Raw genomic sequence first — 26,100 nt, 5'->3', positions numbered from 1 at the left:
CATGACCCGCACTCCCCGCAGCACCACCCGCCGATCCCTGCTGGGCGGCCTCCTCGCCGCGGCCGCAGTCCCCGCACTCGCGGCCTGCAGCAGTGGCATCACCTCGCTGGACGGCCAGGGCGGCGGAGGCACCGGCGGCGGCTCCAGCGCCGGCGGCATCACCATCGGCACGGCCAACTTCACCGAGAACCAGGTGCTCGGCTACCTGTACGCCGAAGCCCTGCAGGCCGCCGGGGTGAAGACAAAGGTCCGCGCCAACCTGGGCACCCGCGAAATCCTCATCCCCGCCCTCGAGGGCGGGGACATCGACCTGCTCCCCGAGTACCAGGGCGCCCTCCTGCACTACCTCGACCCGAAGGCGAAGGCCACCGAGGAAGGCGAGATGCAGAACGCCCTGGCCATCGCCCTCCCCAAGGGCCTCCAGATCCTCCCGTACGGCATGGCGGAGGACTCGGACGCCTTCGTCGTCACACCGGGCACCGCCAGGAAGTACGGCCTGACCTCCCTCGCCGACCTGGCGAAGCAGAACGGCAAGCTGGTCATCGGCGCGGCCCCCGAGGTGAAGAAGCGGACGGTCGGGGCGGTCGGCCTGAAGGACGTGTACGGAGTCGAGTTCAAGGAGTTCAAGTCGCTGGACTCCTCCGGCCCGCTGGTCAAGGGAGCCCTGAAGAAGGGCGATGTGGACGTCGCCAACCTCTTCACCACCGACACGGACATCATCGCCGAGGGCTGGGTGGTCCTCACCGACCCCAAGAACCTGATCCCCGGCCAGCACGTGGTCCCCCTGATCGCGGACCGCGCGGCGGACTCCACGGTCCGCAGGGCACTGGCCCGCCTGGGCGCCGCCCTCACGACAAAGGACCTCACGGAGCTGAACCGCCTGGTGGACAAGGACAAGAAAGACCCGGAGGACGTGGCGCACGGCTGGGCCGCGGCGCACGGTCTGGCAGAGAAGTAAGAGAAAAGGAGCAACCCCCATGGCCGACTCCCTCGTCGAGCGCCGCTCGATCGACGTCGTACCGGACGACGAACGGCACGGTACCGCGTTCTCCCAGTTCACCCTCTGGCTCGGAGCGAACCTCCAGATCACCGCGGTGGTCAGCGGCGCACTCGCAGTCATCTTCGGCGGCGGCGCCTTCTGGTCCCTGATCGGCCTGCTGGTGGGCAACCTGCTCGGCGGAGCGGTGATGTCGCTGCACTCGGCGCAGGGCCCCAGGCTGGGCCTGCCCCAGATGATCTCCAGCCGGGCACAGTTCGGGGTGCGCGGCGCGGTCGTGCCACTGCTCCTGGTCGTCGTGATGTACGTCGGTTTCTTCGCCAGCGGCAGCGTGCTGGCCGGCCAGGCGGTCGGCGAGCTCACCCACCTCGGACAGACCCCCGGCATCCTCGTCTTCGCCGCGATCACTGCCCTGATGGCGGCGATCGGCTACCGGGTCGTCCACGTCCTCGGCCGGGTCGCCAGTGTGGTCTGCGCGCTGGCCTTCATCTATCTCGGTATCCGGTTGCTGGACCGGATCGATCTCGGCGCCGCCCTCGCCGACCGCGCCTTCGACCTGCCGATGTTCCTGCTCGCGGTGTCGATCGCGGCGTCCTGGCAGCTGGCGTTCGGGCCCTACGTCGCCGACTACTCGCGCTACCTGCCGCGCCGTACGAGCTCCCGCGCCACCTTCTGGTGGACGCTGGCCGGCACGACGCTCGGCTCCCAGTGGTCCATGGCCTTCGGCGTGCTGGTCGCCGCATCCGCGGGTGCGGCGTTCCTCGACGACCAGGTCAGCTACGTCGTCTCGCTGGGCGGCACCGGGCTGATCGCCTCGCTGCTCTATTTCGTGATCGCGCTCGGCAAGCTGACCATCAACGTGCTGAACACCTACGGCGGTTTCATGTCGATGGTGACCGGGATCAGCGGCTTCCGCGGGCAGCGGGCACTGTCCCAGCGCGGCCGCTCCGCGTACATCGCCGTGATCATGATCGCGGGCACGGCGGTCGCCCTGCTCGGCAAGGACACCTTCCTCGCCTCGTTCAAGGACTTCCTGCTGTTCCTGCTGACCTTCTTCACCCCGTGGTCGGCGATCAACCTCGTCGACTACTACCTGATATCGCGCGAGCGCTACGACATCCCGGCCCTGTCCGACCCGGACGGCCGCTACGGCGCCTGGCGCTGGGACGCACTGACGGTCTACGCAGTCGGCATCGTCGCCCAGCTCCCCTTCCTGGCGACGACCTTCTACACCGGCCCGCTGGTGGAGCCATTGGGCGGCGCGGACATCTCCTGGGTGATCGGCCTGCTCGTACCGGCACTGCTGTACTGGCTGCTCGCCCGCCGCGACACCACCCACATCCCGGCCGCCACCATCATGCCGACGGACCGGGTGCCGGTCGGCTGAGCCGAAGGGCGTCTGCTCGCCGCCCCGGCCGTTCGACGGCCTGCCCCGGTACTCGCCCGAGGCCCAACAGGGGGGCTAGCCCCACTGCGCCCGGCCCCGCCGCTTCGTACCGTAGGCGCATGGAAGCCCGTGACTCCGAGCTCAAGAAAGAGCTCAATGCCACCCTGCACGCGCGCAGCGAGCTGGGGCCCGAGTACGAGTCCGCGCTCATCGACTCGTTTCTGGAGAAGGTCGAGCAGCGTCTCGACGTCACGCTCGACCGGCGGGTGCGGCGGCACCTGGGCGAGCAGCAGATCAAAGTCGCCCGGGGGGCCCATACGCCCCAGCCGCCGCTGGGCGACTTCGGTGAGCGGTTCGGGTTCGGGATCGTCTCGTTGGTCCTGGCCATCCCGCTGTCCGCGATCGGGGTCGCGAACGCCGGGATCGAGGGGCTCGTCGTGGCCTGGCTGGGGATCGTCGGGGTGAACGCCTTCAACGCCGCCCGCAGTCGGCCATTGTTCCGGCGCTCGGAGAAGTGCTCGCAGTCCGACCGGGAGGACTGAGCAGCCGGCTGGGCACGCGGCTACGCCTGGCGCGTGGGAAGCACGATCAGCTGGCGCAGGTTGACGTGGCGCGGGCGGCTGGTGGTGTACGCAATGAGGTCGGCGATGTCGTCGCCCGACAGTGCGCCCAGCGCGTCGAACATGCCGTCCAGCTGGCTCGACAGCTCCGCGTTGTCGATGTGGCCGGCCAGCTCCGTGTCGGTGAGGCCCGGTTCGATGTTGGTGACGCGGACGTCGCGCGGGCCGAACTCCGTACGCAGGGACGCCGACAGATGGCTGAGCGCCGCCTTCGTCGCCCCGTACACGGCGTAGTGGGGGAACGTGACGTGCGCGCCGATCGACGAGATGTTCACCAGGTCCGCGGTGCGGCCGTCGGCGGCCGCCGCCACCAGGTCGGGCGTGAAGGCCCGGATGATGCGCAGCGCGCCCGACACATTGGTGTCGAGCATCCGCTGCCATTCGTCGGTGCGGCCCTCGTCCACCGGGTTCGGCAGCATCACTCCGGCCGCGTTGACCACCAGGTCCGCCCGACCATAGGCGGTGTGCACGCGCTCGGCTGCCGTGTCGACGGACGCCTGGTCGGTGACGTCGGTCGCCACTACGAGCGCTTCGCCGCCCTCGGACACGATCTTGGCGGCCACTTCCTCCAGCCGTTCCACCCGCCGGGCCAGCAGCGCGACCCTGGCGCCCTGGGCCGCGAGCAGCCCTGCGGTGGCGGCGCCCATGCCACTGGCGGCTCCGGTGATGACGGCGGTGCGGCCTGCGAGCGACTCGTACGACATGTCTGTACTCCGTTTTTGTACGTGGTGTCCGCCGGGGCGTCTCCCCGGTGGCAGGACCCACCCTTCGCCATCGCCCGCCCGCTACCCAGGGATGCGTCCTTCCTGGGTCTGCCAGTACCAGGTTCCGTTCCGGCCGGTCTCCTACGATCGGAGCATGGACGGGGACCTCGGAGACTTTCTTCGCTCACGACGCGCGCGCATTCAGCCCGAGGACGTCGGCCTACAGGCATACGGCCGCAGGCGGGTGCCCGGGCTGCGCCGCGAGGAGGTCGCGCAGCTCGCGGGGGTGAGCGTCGACTACTACATCCGGCTGGAACAGGGGCGTGGGCCGAGCGTCTCGGACGCGGTGCTCGACGCGATCGCCCGGGTGCTGCGGCTGGATGAGACGGAGCAGGCGTATCTGCACACCGTGGCCCGGCCGGCCGCGAAGGCACGGACCGGGCGTCCGGCCAACGCCGCCCAGCGGGTCCGGCCCGGTCTGCGGCTGCTTCTGGACACCGTCGACAGGGCCCCGGCGTTCGTCCTGGGCCGCCGGATGGACGTCCTGGCCTGGAACGCCCTGGGTGACGCCCTCGTCGGCTTCTCCCGGATGCCCGTCGCCGAGCGCAACATGCCGCGCCAGGTGTTCCTGGAACCGGCGGCCCGCGAGATGTACCCGGAGTGGGCGGCGGTGGCGGCGGAGACCGTCGCGTATCTGCGCCTGGACGCCGGACTGCACCCGACGGACAGACAGCTCGCCACCCTGGTCGGCGAGTTGTCGATGCGGAGCGAGGACTTCCGCCGACTGTGGGCCGACCATCAGGTGAAGGCGAAGACGTACGGCGTCAAGCGCATCCTGCACCCGGTCGCGGGCGAACTGACGCTTCCGTACGAGACGCTGGGGCTGCCCGGCGACCCTGGCCAGTCGCTGGTGGTCTACACCCCGGAACCAGGCACGGAGACCGCGGAGCGCATGGCGCTGCTGGCGAGCTGGGCGGCCGCACCGGCCGGGTGAGTGGCCCTCGGCCGCGGCCGAGGAGAGCAACAGCGGGGCAGCCGCGCGGGCAGGCGCTGACAATCGTCGCACGGGGAGACGCAGCGAACCGACGCACGGGGACGCGCTGACAACCGTCACATGCGAACACGCTCAACACACAGTCACCTGTTGACGCGCATAGATATGTCGCGGGGACCGCCGCACCCCCGGTTTCCCAGGGGGCGGGACGACGGCGGTCCCCGCGAGGGACGCGGGTCCGGGTCAGGGCCGGGTGCGCGCGTCCTGGCGACAGTGGAGGTCCGGGAGCCGCTCCGTAGTCCGCGTCGCCGTCTTGGGTGCCGGCGGGTTTCCCTGCCGACACCCACCAATGTGCAGGAGCCGTGTTAAGCCGGTGCTGCGCGTACGTGTCGTGCTCGTACCGTTTTCGCGAAGCCCCGAATCGCTCCCTACTGCTTCGGACCCGCGTCCTTCGCCAGGAACGCCAGCAGGTCCTGCCTGCTCACGACGCCCTTCGGCTTGCCCTCCACCAGCACGATCGCCGCGTCGGCACCGTCCGCGCCGCCGAGCACCGACATCAGGTCCTCGACCGGTTCGCCGGAGCCGACCTGCGGCAGCGGCGGCGACATGTGCTTCTCCAGCGGGTCGGTGAGCGAGGCGCGCTGCGCGAACAGTGCGTTCAGCAGTTCCCGCTCCACGACCGAACCGATGACCTCGGCGGCCATCACGTCCGGGTGGCCGGCGCCCGGCTTCACGATCGGCATCTGCGAGACGCCGTACTCGCGCAGGACGTCGATCGCCTCCCCGACGGTCTCCTCCGGGTGCATGTGGACGAGCGTCGGCAGCGGACCGTCCTTGTGGTCGAGCACGTCGCCGACGCGGGCGGACGTACCCGTGTCGTCCAGGAAGCCGTAGTCGGCCATCCACTCGTCGTTGAAGATCTTGCTCAGATAGCCGCGACCGCTGTCCGGGAGGAGCACGACGACCACGTCGTCCGGTCCGAGGCGCTGCGCGACCTCCAGGGCCGCCACGACCGCCATGCCGCAGGAGCCACCGACGAGCAGGCCCTCCTCCTTGGCGAGCCGCCGGGTCATCTGGAAGGAGTCCTTGTCGGACACGGCGACGATCTCGTCCGTGACCGTCCGGTCGTACGCGGTCGGCCAGAAGTCCTCGCCGACGCCCTCGACCAGGTACGGGCGACCGGAACCGCCGGAGTAGACCGAGCCCTCCGGGTCCGCGCCGACGATCTTGACCGAGCCGCCGCTGACCTCTTTCAGATAGCGGCCGGTGCCGGTGATCGTGCCACCGGTTCCCACGCCCGCCACGAAGTGGGTGATCTTCCCATCCGTCTGCTCCCACAGCTCGGGACCGGTGGTCTCGTAGTGCGAGCGCGGGTTGTTCGGGTTCGAGTACTGGTCGGGCTTCCAGGCACCCGGCGTCTCCCGGACCAGCCGGTCCGAGACGTTGTAGTACGAGTCCGGGTGCTCGGGGTCAACGGCCGTCGGGCAGACCACAACCTCCGCACCGTAGGCGCGCAGCACATTGATCTTGTCCGTGGACACCTTGTCCGGGCAGACGAAGATGCACTTGTAGCCCTTCTGCTGGGCGACGATCGCCAGGCCGACGCCCGTGTTGCCGCTCGTCGGCTCGACGATCGTGCCGCCGGGCTGCAGGGCTCCGCTCTCCTCCGCGGCCTCGATCATGCGCAGGGCGATCCGGTCCTTCACCGAACCGCCGGGGTTGAAGTACTCGACCTTGGCCAGCACCGTCGCCTGGATGCCGGCCGTGACACTGCGCAGCCTCACCAGCGGGGTATTGCCAACGAGACTGATCATCGAATCGTGAAATTGCACCGTGTTACTCCGGGGTCTCCGAGATGGTGCGGCCAGGGTATGCGTACGGGCATGAGATTGGGCGAAGCGATTGGGCGACGGTCGTTACGGGGCAGTTAGCTGTAGTACGGCGGTACGGCAACGAGGAGGTGGACCGGACTGTGTCAAGAGCAAGGGTGGCACGGCGGATCGCGGCGGGCGCAGCCTACGGCGGCGGCAGTATCGGACTGCTCGGCGCGGCGGCGGCAGGCGTGTTGCTGGCGGAGGTCCAGCTGGCGAAGCGGCACGTGGGAGGCGGTATCGCACCGGTTCCGCCCAGTGCGGACGGGCGGTACGGGGTGGCGTTCACCGGGCCTGCGGAGCCGCTGCGGCTCGGGCTGCTCGGTGACTCGACCGCGGCCGGCCAGGGTGTGCGCAGGGCCGGCCAGACGCCCGGGGCGCTGCTCGCCTCGGGGCTCGCTGCGGTGTCGGAGCGGCCGGTGGATCTGCGGAACGTCGCGCAGCCGGGGGCCCGGTCGGACGATCTGGAGCGACAGGTCTCGCTGCTGCTGGCCGACACGTCCCGTACACCGGACGTCTGCGTGATCATGATCGGGGCGAACGATGTGACGCACCGGATGCCCGCCACCGAGTCGGTGCGCTGCCTGACCACCGCCGTGCGCAGGCTGCGTACGACGGGTGCGGAGGTGATCGTCGGAACCTGCCCGGATCTGGGCACGATCGAGCCGGTCTACCAGCCGCTGCGCTGGCTGGCCCGGCGGGCGAGCCGTCAGCTGGCGGCGGCGCAGACGATCGGTTCGGTGGAGCAGGGCGGGCGGACGGTGTCGCTGGGCGACCTGCTGGGGCCGGAGTTCGAGGCGAATCCGCGCGAGCTGTTCGGCCCGGACAACTACCACCCGTCGGCCGAGGGGTACGCGACGGCGGCGATGGCACTGCTGCCGACCCTGTGCGCCGCGCTGGGGCTGTGGCCGGAGTCCGACCGTCTCGACGGGTCGCGGCGCGAGGACATGCTGCCGGTGGCCAAGGCGGCGTCCCAGGCGGCCAGGGAGGCCGGTACGGAGGTCACGGGGGCGCGGGCACCGTGGGCTCTCCTCAAGCACCGCAGGCGCAGGCGTCTGCCCGCGGCCACGGAGCCGCACCCGGAGCCGGCTGTACGGCACACGGATGCACAGCACCTGGACGGCCGCCGCCCGGAGGTCCAGCCCCCGGAGGTCCAGCACCTGGACGGCCTGCATCCGGACGGCAAGGGTCCGGACGTTCCGCTGGACAGGGACCCTCGCGCAGGCGGGGACTCCGGCACGGACCCCGCACCCCGGACCGCCTGAGCGGTTGCTTAGAAAAGAGGCCCGCATCACACAGCCTGCCGGGTGACCTCGGCGATACGTACGGGTAACTTCCAAGACAGTCCTGCTGAGTCCCGCTCAGCCTGCCGGGCCTCCCGCTCGGTCCTGCTCAGCCCTGACAGCCAGACAGCCTTCCAGCCCTCATGGAGCCGCGTGATGCCCGAAGCCGTGATCGTCTCTGCTGCCCGTTCCCCCATCGGCCGGGCCTTCAAGGGGTCGCTGAAGGACCTGCGGGCGGACGACCTGACCGCCACGATCATCCAGACCGCGCTGGCCAAGGTCCCCGAGCTTGACCCGAAGGACATCGACGACCTGATGCTCGGCTGCGGCCTCCCCGGCGGCGAGCAGGGCAACAACCTGGGCCGCATCATCGCCGTGCAGATGGGCATGGACCACCTTCCCGGCTGTACGGTCACCCGCTACTGCTCGTCCTCGCTGCAGACCAGCCGCATGGCGCTGCACGCCATCAAGGCCGGCGAGGGCGATGTCTTCATCTCCGCCGGTGTCGAGATGGTGTCCCGCTTCGTGAAGGGGAACTCGGACAGCCTGCCGGACACGCACAATCCGCTCTTCGCCGAGGCCGAGGCCCGTACCGCCGCCCGCGCCGAGGAGACCGGCGCGCACTGGCACGACCCGCGCGAGGACGGCCTCGTCCCGGACGCGTACATCGCGATGGGGCAGACCGCCGAGAACCTGGCCCGGCTCAAGGGCGTCACCCGTCAGGACATGGACGAGTTCGGCGTGCGGTCGCAGAACCTCGCCGAGGAAGCCATCAAGAACGGCTTCTGGGCGCGCGAGATCACCCCGGTGACGACCCCCGACGGCACCGTCGTGTCGCAGGACGACGGCCCGCGCGCGGGCGTCACCCTGGAGGGCGTGCAGGGGCTGAAGCCGGTCTTCCGCCCCGACGGCCTGGTCACCGCAGCCAACTGCTGCCCGCTCAACGACGGTGCCGCCGCGCTCGTGATCATGTCTGACACCAAGGCGCGCGAGCTGGGCCTGACCCCGCTGGCCCGCATCGTTTCGACCGGCGTCTCCGGCCTCTCCCCCGAGATCATGGGATACGGACCGGTGGAGGCGAGCAAGCAGGCGCTGAAGCGTGCCGGCCTCACCATCGACGACATCGACCTGGCCGAGATCAACGAGGCGTTCGCCGCCCAGGTGATCCCCTCCTACCGCGACCTCGGCCTGCCGCTGGAGAAGGTGAACGTCAACGGTGGCGCCATCGCCGTCGGCCACCCCTTCGGCATGACCGGCGCCCGGATCACCGGCACGCTGATCAACAGCCTGCAGTTCCACGACAAGCAGTTCGGTCTGGAGACCATGTGCGTGGGCGGCGGCCAGGGCATGGCGATGGTCATCGAGCGGCTGAGCTGAGCTGCAGCGGAGGGTAGGGGTCGCCTGAGGTACGAAGGCGGCACCTGCCCGCAGCGGAAGCGAAGCGAACGCGACCACGGGTTCCAGCGGCTGAGCTGAGCTGCAGCGGAGGGTAGGGGTCGCCTGAGGTACGAAGGCGGCACCTGCCCGCAGCGGAAGCGAAGCGAACGCGACCACGGGTTCCAGCGGCTGAGCTGAGCCGGTGCCGCGCCACTGAGCGGGTGTCCCGAGCCGACGAGCCGCCCGGTTCCGAGCCCCGACCGTGACCGAATCTCCCCCAGGATGTGACCTATCTCCTGGGGGAGAGCCATTTCTGCAGGTCACACCCACATCAGGACTAAACCTCAGGCACAAAGACCTGTCCAATTCGTGACGTAATGCACTGACACCGGGCGCAGGTAGAGGACAAGCTGATGTAGGAAGTCGGGGGATCGATTGAAACCGGGAGTATGTCAGTGAGCGCCATGCCTCTTGCCCTGTTGCTGACCACCGCCGCTGCCACGGCCGTGGGCGCTGCCGCTCTGCACGCTGCTCACGGGCTGCGCAAGCAGGTCACGGCCCTGCGGATGGAGCTGGCTGCCGGCCGCGCCCGTACCGCCGCCGTGCCCCAGCAGATCCGCAGCACCGCCACCCCGGCCGCCGAGATACGCGCGGCCGTCGCCGAGGCACTCGCCGAGGAGCGTGAGCGCGAGCTCGCCGAGGCCCGCGCGTTCTGGGCCTCCCAGGAGGCACGCGACGCCGCGGACGCCCCGTCCCTGCTGGGCGGCCTGTCCGGGATCGGCGAGGACGCGCCGTTCTTCATGCCGCGCCAGGCGGACTTCGCGGGCCTTGAGGCGATGGACCTCGACGCCACCGAGGCGCTCGAGGAGCTGGCGGAACTGGCCGGGCAGGCCGACATGACCGAGCTTCCGGAGATAGTGGAGTTCGCCGAGGACTCCCCCGAGCTGGCGGCGGCCCGCCGCCGGCACCCCTCGCACCCCGACTTCGTCCCGGTGCAGACCCCGGTCGTCACCGACCACGAGCGCACCGTGAACCGGCTGGAGGAGCTCGCCGACAGCCGGACCGAGCTCGCCGACGTCCGCCCCGGCCCGCTCGGCACGCTCGATGTCTACGTCTTCGCCGACGGCACCACGCTCTGTATGACCCCTGGCCACCGCGAGACGGCCGAGCGGCTCGCCGAGGCGCTGCTGGCGGGTGAGCATCCGGTACTGCTGGGCGGTTCCGGTGTCTCCGGCGCGTACGCCCTGACCTTCTCGTGCGGCAAGGAGAACGTCTACATTCTCGCCGACCGCGTCATCGCCTCGTTCTGACCCGCGGGAACCCCCGGTTCCCGCGCAGCGGCCCTCATCGGCCGCTGCCGCGACCTCCCGTACGGGACGGCCGCTACGCGAAAGCCCGGGCGGTCGCTTCCTCGACGAATCGCACGGCCTCGTCCAGTTCGACGGACGGGGCCCTTTCCAATGCCACCGCCAAGTCCCGGCCCGCGACTGCGACTTGGTCGCCGATCGCGAACATCCCCGCGTCCGGCATGATGCGGGGCTCGCGGCCCGGTGACTCGATGCGCTGGGCACGTACGGCCAATTCCCTGGCCGCGGCCAGTCCTTCGGCGGCCGCTCCGCGCTGCAGCCTGCTCTGCGGGGCGGCGCGCAGCCGGTCGGCGAATCGGTCCACGACGGTGACCAGCGGGGTCGTATCGAGCATGCCGCGACCCTACGCGCCCTCCCGTGATGGTTGCCAACGGGCCGACGCTCAGGCACGGTGTCGGGAAGGACCAGCAACGCGCAATGCGTCGGAGGCGCCGATGACCCATGTCTTCTCCGAAGAGACCCATCGCAATCTGCTCTCCAGAATCCCTCACTGCACCGGTCGTGAAGTCTCCGACTGGCTCCGCACCGTCGAAGACGGCCCTGCCCTCCGGTTCGACGAGAAGGTCAGCTGGCTGCGGAGCGAACACGACCTCGCCTACGGACACGCGAAGGCACTCGTCCACGAGTACGACCTGAGGCGGGCGGCGCGGAAGCTGCTCTAGGCGAGCGGAACCCGGACCGACGGAAACGGCCCGCAGGCGGTGAGCCTGCGGGCCGTTCCGTTGGACGGAGCGTGCGTACGGTCAGTCGTCGCCGCTCAGGATGGAGAACAGGCGCAGCATCTCCAGGTAGATCCACACCAGGGTCATGGTGAGGCCGAAGGCCGCCAGCCACGACTCCTCGCGCGGGGCGCCGAATGCGATGCCGTCCTCGACCTGCTTGAAGTCCAGGGCCAGGAAGCACGCACCGAGGATGATCCCGATGACGCCGAAGAGGATGCCGAGACCGCCACTACGGAAGCCCAGGCCGTCGCCCCCGCCGAAGACGGCGAACAGCAGGTTGACCGCCATCAGGAGCATGAAGCCCACGGCGGCGGCCATCACGAAGCCGTAGAAGCGGCGGGTGACGCGGATCCAGCGCATCTTGTACGCGAGAAGCACACCGGCGAAGACACACATGGTGCCCAGCACAGCCTGCATCACCACGCCGGGACCGATGTACGTGGAGACCGCGCTGGAGATCACCCCGAGGAAGACACCCTCGAAGGCCGCGTAGGAGACGATCAGCGCCGGGACCGGCTTGCGCTTGAACGACTGGACGAGCGACAGGACGAACGCCACCAGGGCGGCGCCGATCGCGATGCCGTAGGACTTGCCGAGGTTGGCCTCGTCGACCGGCAGCAGGGCCCAGGCGAGGGCCGCGCCGAGGACCACGGTGCCCAGCGTGATCGCGGTACGCGTGACGACATCGTCGATCGTCATCGCGCCGGTGCGCGCGGGTGCCTGCGGGGCGCCGAACTGGGCGTCCGGCTGGGCGTAGGGATTGGTGGCGTACGGGTTGGCGGCGGTGCCCTGCGCGTACGGGTTGGCTCCCGCGGTAGCGGCCCCGGCCTGCGGCGCCGCGTTGAAACCCGCGTAGCCGTTGTCGCGGCTGAACCCCCGTCGCGAGAAGACCGGGTTGCTGCTCCTCATCTCACTCCTCCATGGCCACCCTGCGTGGCCTTCCCACAAGAGTAATGGGTAGGCAAAAGAATCACCCTCGTGCCAGAGGAGGATCTTTGTGGAGGTCGACGGCTGAAGTAACGTCCGGCCGATCGACGCCGTCACTGAACGTCGCAGTGGTGCCCGGAGCCGGACTCGAACCGGCACGCCCCCGAGGGGCAGCGAGGTTTAAGCTCGCCGTGTCTGCATTCCACCATCCGGGCTTGGCGCGCGGCTCCGCGTTGGCACATGACCCTATCCGGGGGTGTCCCCCGATCAGCGGAACAGTGGCGCGATGTTGTCTTATTTTATTGACCGCTTGAGGGGCCGTCAGCACAGCGTGGAAGGCATAGCCACATGCCTGGGCGGGGCGGTGGGCACCCGGACCCGCAATCGGGAATGACGGAAACTCGCCGCCCCGGGGCGGCACTGCGCGCCATGGGCCCGCCACCCGCCGGGCAACGGCCTCACCGGCACTTCTCACTCCCGGATGATCTCCGGCACCTGCGGGGCCGCGGACGCGCACGTGTCACCTGGATCACACCGTCGGCCCCGGGTCTGCGACGCAGCTCCTGACCCGTCCGCCCCATCGGGCGGAATCAGCCGATCGAGCGACGCAGTCATGCGTCGGCACAGTCGTGCGAGGGGTGAGGGGTCGCCCGCCCGGTCCGCCCGACCCTCACTCTGTGTGATCTACGGATCCGGGTGTGCGCGCTGCGGAGGAACCGGTTCGGCGTGCTACCGGCTCAGGGTCGGTGTCATACCCGAGGAGGACGAATCGCCCCTCCGGTGCGACTCAAGTGGCCCTCCGGAACGGGCACGGGGACTGACGCCCGGCGGCGGATCGGCGCCGACGATGGAGTAGTCCGCTTCCGGGCCCCGAACCGAAGTCCTGAACAGGAGTGTCCCCGTGACCATCACCTCCACCGCTCACCGCGCCACCGCGGTGGCTGCCCGCGCCACGGATCTGTCCAAGGTCTACGGACAGGGCGAGACCCAGGTGAAGGCCCTGGACCGGGTCACCGTGGACTTCCCGCAGGGCGAGTTCACCGCGATCATGGGCCCGTCCGGCTCCGGCAAGTCCACCCTCATGCACTGCGTGGCCGGTCTCGACAGCTTCAGCAGCGGTTCGGTACGGATCGGCGAGACGGAGCTCGGTTCCCTCAAGGACAAGCAGCTCACCCAGCTCCGCCGGGACAAGATCGGTTTCATCTTCCAGGCGTTCAACCTGCTGCCCACGCTGACCGCGGCGGAGAACATCACGCTGCCGATGGACATCGCGGGCCGCAAGCCCGACGCCGAGTGGCTGCGCAAGGTCATCGAGATGGTGGGGCTCTCCGACCGGCTGAAGCACCGGCCCACCGAGCTCTCCGGCGGCCAGCAGCAACGCGTCGCGGTGGCCCGCGCCCTGGCCTCGCAGCCGGAGATCATCTTCGGTGACGAGCCCACCGGCAACCTGGACTCCCGCTCCGGCGCCGAGGTGCTGGGCTTCCTGCGCAACTCCGTGCGCGAGCTGGGGCAGACCGTGGTGATGGTGACCCACGACCCGGTGGCCGCTTCCTACGCGGACCGGGTGATCTTCCTGGCGGACGGGGCGATCGTCGACCAGATGATGCGTCCCACCGCGGACGGGGTTCTCGACCGGATGAAGGCGTTCGACGCCAAGGGCCGTACCAGCTGAGCACGGACCGCCCCCGCGCCCCCTTCCGGAACCCCTCCCCATTCCAGGACTGACAGACATGTTCCGTACTGCCCTGCGCAATGTGCTCGCGCACAAGGCCAGGCTGCTGATGACCGTTCTCGCCGTGATGCTCGGCGTGGCCTTCGTCTCCGGCACCCTGGTCTTCACCGACACCCTCGGCAACGCCTTCCGCAACCAGTCGGCGAAGAGTTACGACGACGTCGCCGTCGCCGTCACCACCCACGCGGACCGGCGCGACGACAAGACCGCCGGCATCGACGCCGCCACGCTCAAGAAGATCCAGGGCCTGGACGGGGTGGCCACCGCCACCGGCCGGGTCTCCGGCTTCGCCGGGGTCGCCGACCCGGGCGGCAAGCTGATCGGCAACGGCTGGTCCAACACCGGCGCCAACTTCTCCCCCGACACGAACGGCAAGGACGCCTCGTACACCTTCGTCGACGGCAGGGGTCCGGCCGGCGACGACCGGATCGCGCTCGACAAGGAGACAGCGAAGAAGGGCAAGTACCAGGTCGGCGACCGGGTACGGGTCGCCACGAACGGCCCGGTGAAGGAGTACACCCTCTCCGGTGTCTTCACCACCGAGGACGGCGCGGTGAACGCGGGCGGCAGCCTGGTCCTCTTCGACACCCCGGTCGCCCAGCAGCTCTACCTCAGGCCCGGCTGGTTCCAGGACGTCACCGTCACCGCCGCGGCCGGCGCCTCCGACCGGAAGCTGCTGGACGCGGTGGAGCCCCTGCTGCCCAAGGACGCCACCGCCCAGACCGGCAAGGTCCTCGCCGACGACCAGGCGAAGCAGATCGAGAGCGGTCTGAGCAACCTCAACACGATGCTGCTCGCGTTCGCGGCCATCGCCCTGTTCGTCGGCATCTTCCTGATCGGCAACACGTTCACCATGCTGGTCGCCCAGCGCACCAGGGAGCTGGCCCTGCTGCGCGCCGTGGGCGCCTCCCGCCGCCAGGTCAAGCGCTCCGTACTCCTCGAAGCGGCCGTGGTCGGCGCGCTCGCCTCCGTGATCGGCTTCCTGCTCGGTCTCGGTCTCGCCACCGGACTGCGCTCGGCGATGAGCCTGATCGGCGGGAAGATCCCGGCCGGACCGCTGGTGATCTCCCCCGTCGCGGTCGGCGCCGCGTTCGGTGTCGGCATCCTGATCACGGTGCTGGCCGCCTGGCTGCCGGCCCGCCGCGCCGCGAAGATCGCGCCGGTTGCCGCGATGAGCAGCGTCCACGCGGTGGCCACCACCAAGTCGCTGGTCGTACGGAACTCGATCGGCGGGGTGCTCACCCTGCTTGGCGCGGCCGGGATCGTCGCGGGTGCGGCGGCCGGTTCGGACGGCCGGACGATCATCGGCATCGGTGCCTTCGTGGCGCTGATCGGTGTCATCGTGCTGATCCCGTTGCTGTCGCGGCCGGTCATCGCCCTGGTGCGGCCGATGCTGCTGAAGCTGTTCGGGGTCTCGGGCAAGCTGGCTGCGCAGAACGCGGCCCGTAACCCGCGGCGTACCGGGGCAACCGCCTCCGCTCTCGCGATCGGCCTCACCCTGGTCACCGGCATCTCGGTGCTGGGCGTCACGCTCGGCCAGGCGGTCGACCGGATGACCACGGACAACATCAGGGCCGACTACATGATCTCGATGGCGAGCGGCGACCCGCTCGACGAGTCGGCGCTCACCGCCCTGGAGAAGTCCGACGCCGTCGTCGCGGTCTCCCCCCAGCAGGCCGCCTCCATCAAGGTCGAGGGCACGTACCACTCGGTCTCCGGGGTCACGCCGGGCGATGTGCAGAAGGTCTTCTCCCTGAAGACGGTCTCCGGTTCGCTGGACTCGCTGGGCGACGGCGAGATCGCCGTCGGCGACAAGACCGCGAAGTCGAACGGCTGGAAGCCCGGAACCTCCCTCCCGGTGACGTACGACGACGACAAGAAGGGCACCCTGACGGTCGGCGCGGTCTACGAGGAGAACGAATTCCTCTCACCGGTCCTGATGCCGAAGAACATCCTGACCGCGCATCAGAGCCACCCGGACATCCGCGAGATCTGGCTGAGGACGGACGGCGGCGCGTCGAAGGCCAACGAGCAGGCCGTGGTCGACGCCCTGGGTGACAACCCGGCGATGTCCGTCATGGACCGGCAGGACATCCGGGACACGTTCGGCGGCTTCATCAGCATGGCGCTGAACATCATGTACGGGCTGCTGGCGATGGCCCTGATCATCGCGGTGCTCGGGGTCATCAACACCCTGGCGATGTCGGTCTTCGAGCGCCAGCAGGAGATCGGCATGCTCCGGGCGATCGGTCTGGACCGGCGCAAGGTGAAGCGCATGATCCGGCTGGAGGCCGTGGTCATCTCGGTCTTCGGCGCGGTGGTCGGGGTCGCGCTCGGTACCTTCCTCGGCTGGGCGATCGGCCGGACGCTGGCCTCCTCCATCCCGGACTACGCCCTGGTGATCCCGTGGGACCGGATCGCGGTCTTCCTGGTGCTGGCGGCACTGGTGGGCGTGCTGGCCTCGCTCTGGCCGGCCCGCAGCGCCGCGAAGCTGAACATGCTGACGGCGATCAAGACCGAGTGACGAGTGCGCCCCCGGCAGTGAGCCCCTGATACGGAGGGCCGGTACCCGCAAGCTGGAGCTGCGGGTACCGGCCCTCTGCGCCCGTACGTGTTCAGCCGGTCGCGGACGCCTTCCATTCGCGGGCGCGCAGCGGCATCCGGGAGGACCCGTCGTCCACCGGACGGACCGCGAGGATCTGGTTGACCCCGATCTTGTTGTGCTCGAAGGACAGGGCGGAGGCGGCCATGTAGAGGCGCCAGACCCTGGCCCGGCCGGGCGAGGCCATCGTGACCGCCCGGTCCCAGTGCTTCTCCAGATTGGCGACCCAGCGGCGCAGGGTCAGTGCGTAGTGCTCGCGGATCGACTCGACGTCGCGGGCCTCGAAGCCGGCTTCCTCGAGCGTGGCGACGGTCCGGCCCAGCGGGGCGAGTTCGCCGTCGGGGAAGACGTACGCGTCGATGAACTCGTCCACGTGGTAAGCGGACTCGTCCCGTTCGGGGCGGCGGGCGATCTGGTGGTTGAGCAGCCGGCCGCCCGGCTTCAGAAGGGCGTAGAGGGCGTCGGCGTACTCGCGGTAGCGGACCGAGCCGACGTGCTCGGCCATGCCGATCGACGAGATGGCGTCGTACGGGCCGTCCCTGACGTCCCGGTAGTCCTGGACCCGGATCTCGATCCGGTCGGTCAGTCCTTCCTCGGCGATGCGCTTGCGGGCGTATGCGGCCTGTTCGACGGAGAGGGTCACCCCGGTGACCCGGGCACCGTGCTCGCGGGCCGCGTGGATGGCCATGGAGCCCCAGCCGCAGCCGACGTCGAGGAGGCGGTCGCCCTCCTTCAGTGCGAGCTTGCGGCAGACCAGGTCGAGCTTGTCGCGCTGGGCGTCCTCGAGGCTTCCGTCGTCCTCCCAGTAGGCGCAGGAGTAGACCATGGACGGGCCGAGGACCAGTTCGTAGAAGTCATTGCCCACGTCGTAGTGGTGGCTGATGGCCTCCTTGTCGCGACGCTTGGTGTGGAGGGGGCCGGTGCGGCGGCGGACCTCCTCGACGGGCGGGGGCGGTGGCGGCCAGGGTCCCGCCAGGTGCAGCAGGCTCCGGGCGGCGACCCGGAGCTTCGGGTTCCGGATCGGGTGGACGGCGTCCTTCGCGTCCGCGCCGCGCTCCCAGAGCAGTCCGGCCATCAGATCCAGCGTCTCGTAGAGATCGCCGTCGATGTCGAGTTCGCCGGCCACCCAGGCGCGGGCCAGGCCCAGTTCGCCCGGCTTCCAGAGCAGCCGGCGCAACGCGCGGCGGTTCCGGATGACGAGAACGGGGGCACCGGGCGGTCCGGATTCGCTGCCGTCCCAGGCCCGGATCCGGACCGGCAGGGGTTCTCCCAGCAACTCCTCGGCGAGAGCGGTCAGCCGCAACGCGGCGTCTGCCATGGCGTACACCTCCGTGATGGTGTTTCCCAACGAGCCCAAACATGCCCAAACATGCCTCGAACCACGCCATGCACCCGTGGTGCCACGACGAGGCACACCCCCGTCAACACTCTCCGGCGCCAACGCCATCCCGCAGTGGCGCAATGGAACGGCAAAATACCTGTATGCCACATGCATTTTCCGGGCGGTCACTCCCGGCCTCCGGACACGCCGAAGGGGCCGCCCGCACCACGGATGGCGGGCGGCCCCTTCGGGCGTCGTACGGAGAGGATCCGGCGGACCGGAGCCCGGGCTAGGAGGCCTTGGCCTTCTCGCCCTCGGACTTGGCGGCGGCCGGAGCCGGGGCCGGCTTGGCGGCCTCGTAGAACTCCTCGCGCGGCGTCTCCATGGCGCCGAGCGAGACGACCTCGCGCTTGAGGAACATCGCAAGGGTCCAGTCGGCGAAGATCCGGATCTTACGGTTCCAGGTCGGCATCGCCATGCCGTGGTAGCCACGGTGCATGTACCAGGCGAGACGGCCCTTGAGCTTGATCTTCATCTTGCCCATGACGATCATCGCGACGCCCTTGTGCAGGCCGAGGCCGGCGACCGCACCCTTGTTGGCGTGGCTGTATTCCTTCTGCGGGAAGCCGCGCATCCCGGAGATGACGTTGTCGCCGAGGACCTTGGCCTGACGCAGCGCGTGCTGGGCGTTCGGCGGGCACCAGGCGTTCGGGTTACCGGCCTTGCGGCCGACCATGTCCGGAACCTGGGCGTTGTCGCCCGCGGCCCAGATGTAGTCGGTGCCCTGCACCTGGAGCTTCTCGGACGTATCCACGTGACCGCGCGGGCCGAGCGGCAGGCCGAAGCGGGCCAGCGCCGGGTTCGGCTTCACGCCGGCCGTCCACACGATGGTGTTGGAGTCGACCTCGAGGCCGTTCTTCAGGACGACGTGACCGTCGATGCAGGAGTCCATGGAGGTCGAGAGGAAGACCTCGACGCCACGGGACTCCAGGTGCTCCCGGCCCCAGGTGCCCAGCTTCGGGCCGACCTCGGGAAGGATCTTGTCGGCGGCGTCGACGAGGATGAAGCGCATGTCCTCGCGCTTCACGTTCGTGTAGTACTTCGCCGCGTCACGGGCCATGTCCTCGACCTCGCCGATGGTCTCCGCACCGGCGAAGCCGCCGCCCACGAAGACGAACGTCAACGCCCTGCGGCGGACGTCCTCATCGGTCGTCGAGTCGGCCTTGTCCAGCTGCTCGAGAACGTGGTTGCGCAGGCCGATGGCCTCCTCGATGCCCTTCATGCCGATGCCCTGTTCGGCCAGGCCGGGGATCGGGAAGGTGCGGGAGACCGCGCCCATCGCGATGACCAGGTAGTCGAAGGGCAGCTCGTAGGCCTCGCCGACGAGCGGCGCGACCGTGGCGACCTTGCGGTCCTGATCGATGGTGGTGACGCGGCCGGTGAGAACCTCGGCCTTCGGCAGTACGCGTCGCAGCGGGACGACGACATGCCGAGGCGAGATGCTGCCGGCTGCGGCTTCGGGGAGGAAGGGCTGGTAGGTCATGTACGACCGGGGGTCGACGACCGTGACGGTCGCCTCGCCGTAGCGCATCTTCTTCAGAATGCGCCGAGCTGCGTACAGGCCTACGTACCCACCGCCTACTACGAGGATCCTGGGACGCTCCGTGGTGCTCATGCCATCGAGTATCCACCCCCCTCGGGGGGCATGCTCGTGAGCCCCTTCACAAGGTATCGCCCTCCCTCTGCTACACTCCGCCGCCCTCGTGACCGAGGTCATGGCGCCGCAAGGGAACCACGATGCGGTGGCGAACGTTGTTCACCGCTTGTGAGCTGGCCCTTGAGCCCTGCGAGCGGGGTGGACCACCCCTTCGACCACCACTCCAGCAACACGTCCGGAACCGTCCCGTATGCGCAGCGAACGGGCTCGCGGACGGTCGCGAGGCCCCGTACGGAGCAGAAGTGCGCACCAAGGGGCCGAATTCCTTGTGAAGAAGTTCACGAACTTCCTCGCGGCGCATCTCCCGAAGGGGTCCGGGAGGGGCTCCCGACGGCTCAAAGGTGCAGGCGGGAGTGCGCATGAGCACGTTTTCGGCGTCTCCTGCCGCACCCCCGCGAACAGCCTTTCGGGCACCCTTTCGAACGGGCGGCCGGCGGCCTCCCGGCTACGCGATGGACCAGGCGATCCCGTCGAGAATGTCGTGCTCGCTGACGACGATCTCGCGGGCCCCGGTCCGCTTCATCACGCCCAGCAGGACGAGCGCCCCGGCGGTGATCACGTCGACCCGCCCCGGGTGCATCGCGGGGATCGCGGCACGCTCGGCGTGGGTCGAGGTGACGAGCCGTCCGGTGATCTCCTGGACCTGCTCGAAGGAGATCCGGGAGTGGTGGATCGCCTCGGAGTCGTACTCCTCCAGTCCCAGCGCGATCGCGGCCACGGTGGTGACGGTGCCGGCGAGGCCGACGAGCGTGGCGGCTTCGGTGAGCGGGACGGTCTCCTCGGCCAGATCGAGGGCGGCGTCGATGTCCGCGCGGATCGCGGTGATCTGACCGAGCGTGGGAGGGTCGGTGACAACTCCGTCGCGTACGAGATGGCGCTCGGTCATCCGTACGCAGCCGATGTCCACCGACCGCGCGGCCAGGACCCGGTCGTCGCCGACGACGAACTCGGTGGAACCGCCGCCGATGTCCACCACCAGGTAGGGCTTCGGCAGATGGTCGCTGCCCTCGAGTTCCTTGGTGGCGCCATCGAAGGAGAACTCGGCCTCCTGGTCGCCGCTGATCACCTCGGGCTCGACGCCGAGGATGTCCAGCACGCCGCCGACGAACTCGTCCCTGTTCTCCGCGTCGCGGGAGGCGGAGGTCGCGACGAAGCGGGTCTTCTCCGCGCGGTACTCCTTGATGACGGCCGCGTACTGGCGGCAGGCGGCAAAGGTCCGCTCCAGCGCCTCGGGGGCGAGCCGGCCGGTGCGGTCCACGCCCTGGCCGAGCCGGACGATCTCCATCCGCCGGTCGAGCTCGGTGAGCTCACCGGTGGCGGGGTCGGCGTCGGCGACGAGCAGACGGATCGAGTTGGTACCGCAGTCGATGGCGGCCACGCGCGTCATGAGTACTCCTGTGTCTTCAAGCCCTCCGACGCCGGTCCAAGCCCCTCCGGCGCCGATTCGAGCCCCTCCGGCGGACGAGGGGCGGGGGTCCCGGGGGCGGAGCCCCCGGGCACGGTCAGCCTTCGTCCGCCTCGTCGGCCGGCCGGAAGGCGAAGTGGCCGCCTTCGCTCTCGGCGACCGTCCAGCCCTCCTTCTCGTCCGGCGGCCCGCACGGCGTGACGCACGGCCCCTTGCGCCACCACTCCGGCAGCATCGCAATCGCCTCGTCGCCCAGCGGGTTCACGCCCGGCCCCGCCGCCAGCGAGTGCCCCACCAGCACGTGCAGGCACTTCACCCGGTCCGGCATGCCACCCGCGCTGGGAAAGCCCTCCAGCACCTCGATGGCGTCGCGTCGGGCGATGTAGTCCTCATGCGCGGCACGGTACGCAGCCGCCAGCTCCGGGTCCGTGGCCAGACGCTCCGTCATCTCCTTCATGACGCCGTTCGCCTCCAGCGTGCCGATGGCGGAAGCCGCGCGCGGGCACGTCAGGTAGTACGTCGTCGGGAACGGCGTACCGTCCTCCAGCCGCGGGGACGTCTCGACCACGTCCGGGTTGCCGCACGGGCAGCGGTGCGCGATCGCGCGCAGCCCGCGCGGCGGGCGGCCGAGCTGCTGCTGGAACGCGGCGATGTCCGCCTCGGTGGGCGTGGTGGACTCGGTCTGGGGAGGGGGCGTTTCCATGCCTGCCTTGGATCTACTCGGATGTGTGAACCACGGCTCCGCACAGTGCTGCGGGGACGAGGTGAACTAAGGGAAATGAGAAGTCAGTTGCGGTCGGCGCTGTCCACGCCGTCCCACAGGTTGGAGTGCCACGGCCGGTCGGTCTCCTTCGCCCCTCCGCTGCGCTCCTTCGCCGCGTCCGGATCGATCACCGTGTAGCTGGTCTCCCCGGGACGCACGTAGTGCAGGTGTTCCCGGGCCAGCCGCTGGATGTACGCGTCGTCCTGGAGGCGCGCCTTCTCGTCGCGCAGCTCCTCGGTGTGCTTCTCGGCCTCCTGCGCCAGCCGCTCCTGGTCGGCGATCTCGTCGCGCTGCGACACGTACTGCCGCATCGGGTACGCGAGCGCCACCACCAGGGAGCAGACGACCAGGGCGAGGAACGCGGCCCGGCCGGTGAGCCGGGAACGGCGGGCCTGGCGGCGGTTCTGGGACCGGTAGACGCGGGCGGCGGTCTGCTCACCGAGCAGTCGCAGCCGGGTCGCGGTGGAGAACCGTTCCCGGTCCTTCGCGGCCATGTCTCCGCCTCCCCACTACGCACGTCCGTCCCCGCACACGGTACGGGACCGAGTGCGGGGACGGACGGAGGCCGGGGCCTTTGCCCGATGCCGGGCCTGCGATCAGCCCTTGAAGCGCGGGAACGCGGAGCGGCCCGCGTACACCGCCGCGTCGTCGAGGATCTCCTCGATGCGCAGCAGCTGGTTGTACTTGGCGACGCGGTCCGAGCGGGCCGGGGCGCCGGTCTTGATCTGGCCGCAGTTCACCGCGACGGCGAGGTCGGCGATGGTGACGTCCTCGGTCTCGCCGGAGCGGTGGGACATCATGCACTTGAAGCCGTTGCGCTGGGCGAGCTCGACGGCGTCCAGGGTCTCGGTCAGCGAACCGATCTGGTTGACCTTGACGAGCAGGGCGTTGGCGGAGCCCTCCTCGATGCCGCGGGCCAGGCGCTCCGGGTTGGTGACGAACAGGTCGTCGCCGACGATCTGCACCTTGGCGCCGAGCTTCTGGGTGATGACGTTCCAGCCGGCCCAGTCGTCCTCGTACAGCGGGTCCTCGATGGAGACCAGCGGGTACGCGGAGACGAGCTCCTCGTAGTACTCGGTCATCTCGGCGGCCGAGCGGGACTTGCCCTCGAACTCGTACTTGCCGTCCTTGTAGAACTCCGAGGCGGCGACGTCGAGCGCGAGCGCGATGTCCTTGCCCGGGGCGTAACCGGCTTCCTTGATGGCCTCGAGGATGAGGTCCAGGGCGGCGCGGTTCGACTCCAGGTTCGGCGCGAAGCCGCCCTCGTCGCCGAGACCGGTCGACAGGCCCTTGGTCTTCAGGACCTTCTTCAGCGTGTGGTAGACCTCGGCGCCCCAGCGCAGGGCCTCGGAGAAGGACTCCGCGCCGATCGGCGCGATCATGAACTCCTGGATGTCCACGTTGGAGTCGGCGTGCGACCCACCGTTGAGGATGTTCATCATCGGGACGGGCAGCAGGTGCGCGTTCGGGCCACCGAGGTAGCGGAACAGCGGCAGGTCCGAGGCTTCGGACGCGGCGTGTGCGACGGCCAGCGAGACGCCGAGGATGGCGTTGGCGCCGAGCGAGCCCTTGTTCTCGGTGGCGTCCAGGTCGAACATGGCCTGGTCGATCAGCCGCTGCTCGGTGGCGTCGTAGCCGACGAGCTCCGGGCCGATCTGCTCGATCACGGCGAGGACGGCCTTCTCGACGCCCTTGCCCTGGTAGCGGTTGGGGTCACCGTCGCGAAGCTCAATGGCCTCGAACGCACCGGTGGAGGCGCCGGACGGAACAGCAGCACGGCCCGTGCTGCCGTCGTCGAGGCCAACCTCGACCTCGACCGTGGGGTTTCCGCGGGAGTCGAGGATTTCCCGGGCTACGACGACGTCGATGGACGGCACGAGGCATCTCCTTCTGGGATATGACGCTGGTTGTGCAGGGTCGCTTTGGCCTTGCGACAAGAGCCTAACCGGCTGGGCCGCCTCGGTCCGCCGACCGCCCGCCTCCTGGGACGAAAAAGGACCCAAGGGCACTCATAGCAGGGCAAAGGTCCAGATTCCTACTGGACGGTAACGACAACATTTGAACGCTCAAACCCCGACCCGGCGCGCACGGGGGAATCCGCGCCGGGTCGGGGTGCTCGGGGAGGAGAGAGCCCGTATCTACGGGGAGCCCGTGTCCACGTCAGGCCCGTCCTACTTCGTCAGGTGGAGCTGCTGACCCGGGTAGATTAGGTCGGCGTCCTCGACGATGTCCTTGTTCAGCTTGAAGAGCTGCTGCCAGCCGCCCTTCACCTTGTGCTGCGCGGCGATCTTGCTGAGCGAGTCGCCGGACTTCACCTTGTACTCGCCGTCGCCCTTGGCGACCTTCGCGCCGGTCGGCGTGGTGACGGTCTTCTTGGCCTCGGCCTTGGGGGCGGTGCCGCGGTCCGCGCGGGAGGCGGCGGGGGCCTCGGTGTGCTCGGCCTGCTTCGGCGCGGCCTGCTTCGACTCCTGCGCCGGGGCGCTCTGCTGCGCGGTGGAGCCGGTGTCGACGCCCGGGTCGACGCCGTCGTTGGTCAGGTTGCCGGCGCCGGCGCAGCCCCAGGCACCCGGGCCCTGCATGTCGAGGAGCTTCTCGGCGGTGGCGATCTGCTGAGCCTTGGTGGCGAGGTCGGCGCGCGGGGCGTACTGCGTACCACCGGCGGCGGCCCAGCTGGACTGCGAGAACTGCAGGCCGCCGTAGTAGCCGTTGCCGGTGTTGATGGACCAGTTGCCACCGGACTCGCACTGGGCGACGGCGTCCCACGTGGCGACGGAGGCCGCGGAGGCGCCGGTCGCACCCATCAGGGGAGCGGCGATGGCGGCACCGGTGACGCCGGCGAGCGTGGCGACACGGACGGCCTTGGACGGGCGACGGTGCTTGCCCTTGCTGTTCAGCAGCATGGAACTTCTCCTCACCGACGCCTACGAGGTGAGCTGTCGGGTTCGGGCCAAGTGAGTTGCCCGGTCGCATGTCCTAGCACGCGACTTCACCCCGAGCCGGTCCTGACGGTCTTTCGGCCATCGGGCCCGGCGGCTTACCTGGGTCCCCCGCTCCTGCCTACGGCGCATTACGCGTCTGTTCCCTTCGACCGACGGCAGGATTCGGCGTGACGGTCGACGGGGCCCGCGGTGCGAGCGGTTCCGACCGTAAACGTACGCAACCTCGACATTCAAAGATGGGCATAACGGACAATCAGTCCTTACATGCATCCGATCGCACAGCGTTTTCGCAGGTGAGGAGCGGTGCAGACAGACCCGGCAGACGCGACACGCCAGTTGACGCAAAGAGACCCATGTCTCACTTACGCATAAGCGGACATAGGTCCCTGAACTACCCCGGTTTTTGGGGTGGTTTTAGCTGTTTATCAGACTGTCCTCACTTCGACTTCACGCCGAGATCGAGGCTCTGGCCAGGCAGGATGAGGTCCGGGTCGCTGCCGACCGCACCCTTGTTCGCCTCATAGAGAGCGGGCCATCCACCCGGAACCTTCTGTGCGTCAGCAATCGCCCAGAGGCTGTCGCCCGGCCGGACGGTGTAATCGCCGTCTGCCGCCGCCGCGCGCGTGTCGCGCCCCTCACTGTTACCGCGGGAAGCGTGCCGGCCCGAGTCCCGGTCGCCACCCCTGTCCGCGTCCTGGCTCACCTCGGGGGCCGGCGCACCGCGGTGCTTACCACCCGCCTCACCGCTGGACGAGCCAGACTTCTGGGGCGAGTCGGATGAATCAGACTTCTTGGACGACGGCGTGGCTGACGGCTTGTGCGACGCCTTGCCCGAAGGCGTGGCGGACGCCTCGGCGGACGGCGCCTCGGACGCGTCCCCGCTCTCCGCCGGTTCGGCCGACGGCACGATTCCCGGGTCGACCCCCGGCAACGACCCGTCCTCCGTGAGCCCGGAGATCACCGCACAGCTGGGCCACGCCTTCGGCCCCCGGTCGTCCAGGACCTTCTCGGCGACCGCGATCTGCTGCGAGCGACTGGCGAGGTCGGCGCGCGGGGCGTACGCCTCACCGCCGTACGCCTTCCAGGCGTCCTGCGAGAACTGAAGACCGCCATAGAAGCCGTTGCCGAGGTCGGCGCTCCACATGCCGCCGCTCTCGCACTCTGCGACCCGGTCCCAGGTCGTGGCGTCGGCGGCGTGCGCACCGGCCGCGCCGAGCAGGGGGATGGCGATGGCCGAACCGGTCACGCCTGCGGCGACGACGATCGCGGGTGCCTGGCGAGGGCGACGGTGCCTGCCGTTCGCGGAGCCCATGGGATTGCCTTCCGTGTGACTGACAAGTGACTGGTGAGTCGAACGGTGAACGTAGCGGCA

22 protein-coding genes, 1 tRNA gene and 1 riboswitch are annotated in these 26,100 nt (G+C 69.6%); of the genes, 10 read left to right on the top strand and 13 right to left on the bottom strand.

All coding sequences use genetic code 11. From position 1 onward, the window contains the following. Window position 1 precedes the first annotated feature (1 nt). The 3 genes from OG972_RS24745 (at window position 2) to OG972_RS24735 (ending at window position 2,926) form a co-directional block, all read left to right on the top strand. On the top strand, window positions 2–958 hold the full coding sequence (locus OG972_RS24745) for an ABC transporter substrate-binding protein (RefSeq protein ID WP_266984877.1): 957 nt from the start codon (window positions 2–4) through the stop codon (window positions 956–958). Between the two features lie 19 nt (window positions 959–977). After that, the gene (locus OG972_RS24740) at window positions 978–2,384 is read left to right on the top strand and encodes a cytosine permease (RefSeq protein WP_266984875.1); all 1,407 of its coding nucleotides are present in this window, start codon (window positions 978–980) and stop codon (window positions 2,382–2,384) included. Between the two features lie 119 nt (window positions 2,385–2,503). Further along, window positions 2,504–2,926, top strand: a complete 423-nt coding sequence (locus OG972_RS24735; RefSeq protein ID WP_266984873.1) for a hypothetical protein — start codon at window positions 2,504–2,506, stop codon at window positions 2,924–2,926. Between the two features lie 20 nt (window positions 2,927–2,946). Here the strand turns inward: OG972_RS24735 and OG972_RS24730 are convergent, their stop codons facing one another. Further along, on the bottom strand, window positions 2,947–3,708 hold the full coding sequence (locus tag OG972_RS24730; protein ID WP_266984871.1) for an SDR family oxidoreductase: 762 nt from the start codon (window positions 3,706–3,708) through the stop codon (window positions 2,947–2,949). A 154-nt stretch (window positions 3,709–3,862) separates the two neighbouring features. Here OG972_RS24730 and OG972_RS24725 point away from each other — a divergent pair, with 154 nt between their 5' ends. After that, on the top strand, window positions 3,863–4,702 hold the full coding sequence (locus OG972_RS24725; protein ID WP_266984870.1) for a helix-turn-helix transcriptional regulator: 840 nt from the start codon (window positions 3,863–3,865) through the stop codon (window positions 4,700–4,702). A 428-nt stretch (window positions 4,703–5,130) separates the two neighbouring features. Here the strand turns inward: OG972_RS24725 and OG972_RS24720 are convergent, their stop codons facing one another. Further along, window positions 5,131–6,534 (bottom strand): cystathionine beta-synthase, encoded by a 1,404-nt coding sequence (locus tag OG972_RS24720; protein ID WP_266984868.1) that lies wholly within the window; start codon window positions 6,532–6,534, stop codon window positions 5,131–5,133. 155 nt (window positions 6,535–6,689) lie between these two features. Between OG972_RS24720 and OG972_RS24715 the strand changes: the two genes are divergently transcribed. The 3 genes from OG972_RS24715 to OG972_RS24705 all read left to right on the top strand — a co-directional run bounded on the left by OG972_RS24715 (window position 6,690) and on the right by OG972_RS24705 (window position 10,543). Then, window positions 6,690–7,838, top strand: a complete 1,149-nt coding sequence (locus tag OG972_RS24715; protein WP_266984866.1) for an SGNH/GDSL hydrolase family protein — start codon at window positions 6,690–6,692, stop codon at window positions 7,836–7,838. 174 nt (window positions 7,839–8,012) lie between these two features. Beyond that, window positions 8,013–9,233, top strand: a complete 1,221-nt coding sequence (locus OG972_RS24710; protein ID WP_266984864.1) for an acetyl-CoA C-acetyltransferase — start codon at window positions 8,013–8,015, stop codon at window positions 9,231–9,233. 449 nt (window positions 9,234–9,682) lie between these two features. Continuing rightward, complete coding sequence (locus OG972_RS24705) at window positions 9,683–10,543, top strand: hypothetical protein (protein WP_266984862.1); 861 nt, start codon at window positions 9,683–9,685, stop codon at window positions 10,541–10,543. A 73-nt stretch (window positions 10,544–10,616) separates the two neighbouring features. Here the strand turns inward: OG972_RS24705 and OG972_RS24700 are convergent, their stop codons facing one another. Further along, entirely contained in the window at window positions 10,617–10,934 is a 318-nt protein-coding gene (locus OG972_RS24700; RefSeq protein ID WP_266984860.1) for a hypothetical protein, read from the bottom strand. Window positions 10,935–11,034: 100 nt separating this feature from the next. On the opposite strand from OG972_RS24700, the gene OG972_RS24695 reads away from it, so the two are divergent. Continuing rightward, window positions 11,035–11,262, top strand: a complete 228-nt coding sequence (locus tag OG972_RS24695) for a DUF4287 domain-containing protein (protein WP_037697864.1) — start codon at window positions 11,035–11,037, stop codon at window positions 11,260–11,262. Between the two features lie 81 nt (window positions 11,263–11,343). On the opposite strand, the gene OG972_RS24690 is transcribed toward OG972_RS24695, so the two are convergent. Together OG972_RS24690 and OG972_RS24685 are read right to left on the bottom strand one after the other, a co-directional pair. Next, window positions 11,344–12,231 carry a Bax inhibitor-1/YccA family protein gene (locus tag OG972_RS24690; protein WP_266984856.1) on the bottom strand — a complete coding sequence of 296 codons (888 nt, stop codon included), beginning with the start codon at window positions 12,229–12,231 and terminating at the stop codon, window positions 11,344–11,346. Between the two features lie 147 nt (window positions 12,232–12,378). Further along, window positions 12,379–12,464 (bottom strand) — tRNA-Leu (locus tag OG972_RS24685). 686 nt (window positions 12,465–13,150) lie between these two features. Here OG972_RS24685 and OG972_RS24680 point away from each other — a divergent pair. Both OG972_RS24680 and OG972_RS24675 read left to right on the top strand, forming a co-directional pair. Further along, window positions 13,151–13,921 (top strand): ABC transporter ATP-binding protein, encoded by a 771-nt coding sequence (locus tag OG972_RS24680; protein ID WP_266984854.1) that lies wholly within the window; start codon window positions 13,151–13,153, stop codon window positions 13,919–13,921. A 58-nt stretch (window positions 13,922–13,979) separates the two neighbouring features. Next, the gene (locus OG972_RS24675) at window positions 13,980–16,505 is read left to right on the top strand and encodes an ABC transporter permease (RefSeq protein ID WP_266984852.1); all 2,526 of its coding nucleotides are present in this window, start codon (window positions 13,980–13,982) and stop codon (window positions 16,503–16,505) included. Between the two features lie 91 nt (window positions 16,506–16,596). On the opposite strand, the gene OG972_RS24670 is transcribed toward OG972_RS24675, so the two are convergent. From OG972_RS24670 to OG972_RS24635, 8 genes are all read right to left on the bottom strand, one after another. Next, window positions 16,597–17,901 (bottom strand): cyclopropane-fatty-acyl-phospholipid synthase family protein, encoded by a 1,305-nt coding sequence (locus OG972_RS24670; protein ID WP_266984850.1) that lies wholly within the window; start codon window positions 17,899–17,901, stop codon window positions 16,597–16,599. A 292-nt stretch (window positions 17,902–18,193) separates the two neighbouring features. Beyond that, window positions 18,194–19,579 carry an NAD(P)/FAD-dependent oxidoreductase gene (locus OG972_RS24665; RefSeq protein WP_266984848.1) on the bottom strand — a complete coding sequence of 462 codons (1,386 nt, stop codon included), beginning with the start codon at window positions 19,577–19,579 and terminating at the stop codon, window positions 18,194–18,196. Between the two features lie 487 nt (window positions 19,580–20,066). Further along, window positions 20,067–21,008, bottom strand: coding sequence for a Ppx/GppA phosphatase family protein (locus tag OG972_RS24660; RefSeq protein ID WP_266984846.1), 942 nt, complete (start codon window positions 21,006–21,008; stop codon window positions 20,067–20,069). A gap of 115 nt (window positions 21,009–21,123) precedes the next feature. After that, the gene (locus OG972_RS24655) at window positions 21,124–21,729 is read right to left on the bottom strand and encodes a DUF501 domain-containing protein (RefSeq protein WP_266984844.1); all 606 of its coding nucleotides are present in this window, start codon (window positions 21,727–21,729) and stop codon (window positions 21,124–21,126) included. An 83-nt stretch (window positions 21,730–21,812) separates the two neighbouring features. Next, window positions 21,813–22,283, bottom strand: coding sequence for a septum formation initiator family protein (locus tag OG972_RS24650; protein ID WP_266984843.1), 471 nt, complete (start codon window positions 22,281–22,283; stop codon window positions 21,813–21,815). 102 nt (window positions 22,284–22,385) lie between these two features. After that, entirely contained in the window at window positions 22,386–23,666 is a 1,281-nt protein-coding gene (gene eno / locus OG972_RS24645; protein ID WP_030926869.1) for a phosphopyruvate hydratase, read from the bottom strand. A gap of 294 nt (window positions 23,667–23,960) precedes the next feature. Beyond that, the gene (locus OG972_RS24640) at window positions 23,961–24,689 is read right to left on the bottom strand and encodes a transglycosylase family protein (RefSeq protein ID WP_266984841.1); all 729 of its coding nucleotides are present in this window, start codon (window positions 24,687–24,689) and stop codon (window positions 23,961–23,963) included. A 3-nt stretch (window positions 24,690–24,692) separates the two neighbouring features. Then, window positions 24,693–24,864, bottom strand: a riboswitch (cyclic di-AMP (ydaO/yuaA leader). Between the two features lie 300 nt (window positions 24,865–25,164). Continuing rightward, window positions 25,165–26,040 (bottom strand): transglycosylase family protein, encoded by an 876-nt coding sequence (locus OG972_RS24635; RefSeq protein WP_266984840.1) that lies wholly within the window; start codon window positions 26,038–26,040, stop codon window positions 25,165–25,167. Window positions 26,041–26,100 lie beyond the last annotated feature (60 nt).

Origin of the sequence: Streptomyces sp. NBC_01669 (genome assembly GCF_026339735.1) — a bacterium.
In the GTDB taxonomy this organism is placed as follows: Bacteria; Actinomycetota; Actinomycetes; order Streptomycetales; family Streptomycetaceae; genus Streptomyces; species Streptomyces yanii.
This window is presented reverse-complemented; position numbering and strand designations above follow the sequence as displayed.

Excerpts from the sequence above, each read along its gene's own strand:
- OG972_RS24745 (WP_266984877.1), top strand. The coding sequence starts at position 2 with ATGACCCGCACTCCCCGCAGCACCACCCGCCGATCCCTGCTGGGCGGC.
- OG972_RS24740 (WP_266984875.1), top strand. The coding sequence starts at position 978 with ATGGCCGACTCCCTCGTCGAGCGCCGCTCGATCGACGTCGTACCGGAC.
- OG972_RS24735 (WP_266984873.1), top strand. The coding sequence starts at position 2,504 with ATGGAAGCCCGTGACTCCGAGCTCAAGAAAGAGCTCAATGCCACCCTG.
- OG972_RS24730 (WP_266984871.1), bottom strand. The coding sequence starts at position 3,708 with ATGTCGTACGAGTCGCTCGCAGGCCGCACCGCCGTCATCACCGGAGCC.
- OG972_RS24725 (WP_266984870.1), top strand. The coding sequence starts at position 3,863 with ATGGACGGGGACCTCGGAGACTTTCTTCGCTCACGACGCGCGCGCATT.
- OG972_RS24710 (WP_266984864.1), top strand. The coding sequence starts at position 8,013 with ATGCCCGAAGCCGTGATCGTCTCTGCTGCCCGTTCCCCCATCGGCCGG.
- OG972_RS24705 (WP_266984862.1), top strand. The coding sequence starts at position 9,683 with ATGTCAGTGAGCGCCATGCCTCTTGCCCTGTTGCTGACCACCGCCGCT.
- OG972_RS24700 (WP_266984860.1), bottom strand. The coding sequence starts at position 10,934 with ATGCTCGATACGACCCCGCTGGTCACCGTCGTGGACCGATTCGCCGAC.
- OG972_RS24695 (WP_037697864.1), top strand. The coding sequence starts at position 11,035 with ATGACCCATGTCTTCTCCGAAGAGACCCATCGCAATCTGCTCTCCAGA.
- OG972_RS24690 (WP_266984856.1), bottom strand. The coding sequence starts at position 12,231 with ATGAGGAGCAGCAACCCGGTCTTCTCGCGACGGGGGTTCAGCCGCGAC.
- OG972_RS24675 (WP_266984852.1), top strand. The coding sequence starts at position 13,980 with ATGTTCCGTACTGCCCTGCGCAATGTGCTCGCGCACAAGGCCAGGCTG.
- OG972_RS24670 (WP_266984850.1), bottom strand. The coding sequence starts at position 17,901 with ATGGCAGACGCCGCGTTGCGGCTGACCGCTCTCGCCGAGGAGTTGCTG.
- OG972_RS24665 (WP_266984848.1), bottom strand. The coding sequence starts at position 19,579 with ATGAGCACCACGGAGCGTCCCAGGATCCTCGTAGTAGGCGGTGGGTAC.
- OG972_RS24660 (WP_266984846.1), bottom strand. The coding sequence starts at position 21,008 with ATGACGCGCGTGGCCGCCATCGACTGCGGTACCAACTCGATCCGTCTG.
- OG972_RS24655 (WP_266984844.1), bottom strand. The coding sequence starts at position 21,729 with ATGGAAACGCCCCCTCCCCAGACCGAGTCCACCACGCCCACCGAGGCG.
- OG972_RS24650 (WP_266984843.1), bottom strand. The coding sequence starts at position 22,283 with ATGGCCGCGAAGGACCGGGAACGGTTCTCCACCGCGACCCGGCTGCGA.
- OG972_RS24640 (WP_266984841.1), bottom strand. The coding sequence starts at position 24,689 with ATGCTGCTGAACAGCAAGGGCAAGCACCGTCGCCCGTCCAAGGCCGTC.
- OG972_RS24635 (WP_266984840.1), bottom strand. The coding sequence starts at position 26,040 with ATGGGCTCCGCGAACGGCAGGCACCGTCGCCCTCGCCAGGCACCCGCG.